Origin of the sequence: Mesorhizobium sp. M7A.F.Ca.US.002.01.1.1 (assembly GCF_004022955.1) — a bacterium.
In the GTDB taxonomy this organism is placed as follows: Bacteria; Pseudomonadota; Alphaproteobacteria; order Rhizobiales; family Rhizobiaceae; genus Mesorhizobium; species Mesorhizobium ciceri.
This window is the reverse complement of record NZ_RZQE01000718.1, coordinates 1-2,180: the sequence shown is the minus strand read 5'-3', so window position 1 is coordinate 2,180 and position 2,180 is coordinate 1. Positions and strand designations below refer to the sequence as shown.

General features: G+C 67.5%; 1 protein-coding gene and 1 pseudogene. Both read right to left on the bottom strand.

Annotated features, from left to right (window positions below; translation table 11 throughout):
• Positions 1-373: pseudogene (locus EN932_RS34565) on the bottom strand (DUF805 domain-containing protein); the annotation flags it as partial.
• A 117-nt stretch (positions 374-490) separates the two neighbouring features.
• A partial coding sequence (locus EN932_RS34560; protein ID WP_164890796.1) for a DEAD/DEAH box helicase occupies positions 491-2,180 on the bottom strand: 1,690 nt, incomplete at its 5' end.

The following is a 2,180-nucleotide window of genomic DNA, read 5'->3' as shown; positions in this document are numbered from 1 at the left end:
GGGCACGTCCGGCGAAATTGAAATAGTTCTGCGTCACGCCACGCCAGAAATAGCCCCAGAGATCGGTGGGCTCGGCCGGCCCGGGGGAACGGCCGAAATGCTGGGCCTGTGGCGCAGAAGCGGATGGTGCGTTACCGGCTTGAGTCGGCGCGGCGCTCGTACCAGCGTCGCCGGCCGGCGCAGCCGTCTCGGCGGCGATCAAAAAGACGTCGCGCGCCTGGCCGCCGCCCGCCTGGAATTCCACGCCCGCTTCCTTCCGCATAGTGGTTTCCCGGCGCAGGTTTTCGCGGGTGAAGGTGTAGCGGTTGCCGTCGGCTCCGGTGATGAAGCCGAAACCCTGGACTTCGTCATAGTGAAGCACTTTGCCGCGCATTTGCCACCCCCACTTGCCACGTCCCTGCCAAGGTGTGGCACATGGCCGAACCGATGGGCAAGACCGCATCGGGATGCGGCCGGCGTCATGCGGGCGGATGAGGCTCGTTGCCCGGTCTTACGAAGGCCGCTTCTTCGCCTTCTTGTGCTTGGGTGCACCAGAGGTGTCGAATTTCGGCTTGCCCGGCTTCTTCGCCCATGGCTTTGCATCATGCGGGGCAGTCGGGCGCTGATCGGCTGCTGCCGGTGCACGTTTTTCGAATTTGCGCTTCGGCGCGTTGGGATCGAACGGCGCCTTGCCGCGATGCGGCTTCTTGTCGGGGCTTGGCGGCTGATAGCCGGCGCGCGACAGATCGGGCGTACCGTCGAGCCGCTTCACCAGGATGTTGCCTTGCAGCTTCCGGTCGGGACCGATCGCGGCCAGGAAGCGGTCTGCCCAATCCGCCGCGATCTGCACGTAGGTCTCTTCCGGCTGCATCTTGATGGCGCCGATCTCTCGCTTCGAGATGCTGCCGGTGCGGCATAGCATCGGGATGAGCCAGCGCGGCTCGGCATTCTGCCGGCGCCCGATCGACAGCGAGAACCAGACGCTGTCGCCGAAATCGTCGCGGCGGCTGGGCGCCTCGTCGCGGCGCGCGAAACCTTCGCCCGCCGGTCTTTCACGCGACGGCGTGAAGGGCGCGATCTCCATGAGGTCCTCGGGGGCCGAGCGGCTGGCGCGGCACTGGCGCACGAAGGCAGCGGCCACCTGTTCGGCGCCATGCCTGGCGAGCAGTGCGTCGATGAAGGAGCGCTCGTCCTCCTTCACCGGCTCATCGAAAGCCGGATCGGCAAGGATGCGCTCGTCGTCGCGCCGCATCACGTCGTCGGCCGAGGGCGGGCTCGCCCATGTCGCCTTGAGGCCGGCGTTCTGCAACAGCCGTTCGGTGCGCTTGCGGGCGCTGTTGGGCACGATCAGCGCGCTGACGCCCTTGCGCCCGGCGCGGCCGGTGCGGCCGCTGCGGTGCAGCAGCGTTTCCGGGTTGGTCGGCAAATCGGCGTGGATGACCAGCTCAAGATTGGGCAGGTCGATGCCGCGCGCCGCGACATCGGTGGCGATACAGACTTTTGCGCGGCCGTCCCGCATCGCTTGCAGCGCATGGCTGCGCTCGTTCTGGCTGAGCTCGCCCGACAGGGCGACGACGGAGAAGTTGCGGTTGTTGAAGCGCGCGGTCAGATGATTGACGGCGGCACGCGTGTTGCAGAACACCAGCGCGTTCTTGGCTTCGTAATAGCGCAGCACATTGATGATGGCGTTCTCGCGGTCGGGCTGGGCGACGCTCAGCGCCCGATATTCGATGTCGAGATGCTGCTTCTCCTCGCCGGCGGCCGAAATGCGCACCGCATCGCGCTGATAGCCCTGGGCGAGCGTGGCGATCGAGCGCGGCACCGTGGCCGAGAACATCAGCGTCCGGCGTTCGGCCGGAGCGGCGTCGAGGATGAATTCGAGGTCTTCGCGAAAGCCGAGATCGAGCATCTCGTCGGCCTCGTCGAGCACCACCGCCTTCAGCGCCGACATGTCGAGCGAGCGCCGGGTGATGTGGTCGCGCAGCCGGCCGGGCGTGCCGACGACGATATGGGCGCCACGCTCCAGCACACGCCGCTCCGAGCGCATGTCCATGCCGCCGACGCAGGACGCCACGGTGGCGCCGGTCAGTTCGTAGAGCCATTCCAGTTCGCGCGTCACCTGCAAGGCGAGTTCGCGCGTCGGCGCCACCGCCAGCGCCAGCGGTGCGGCGGCGTGGCCGAAGCGCTCCGCGCCCTCAAGC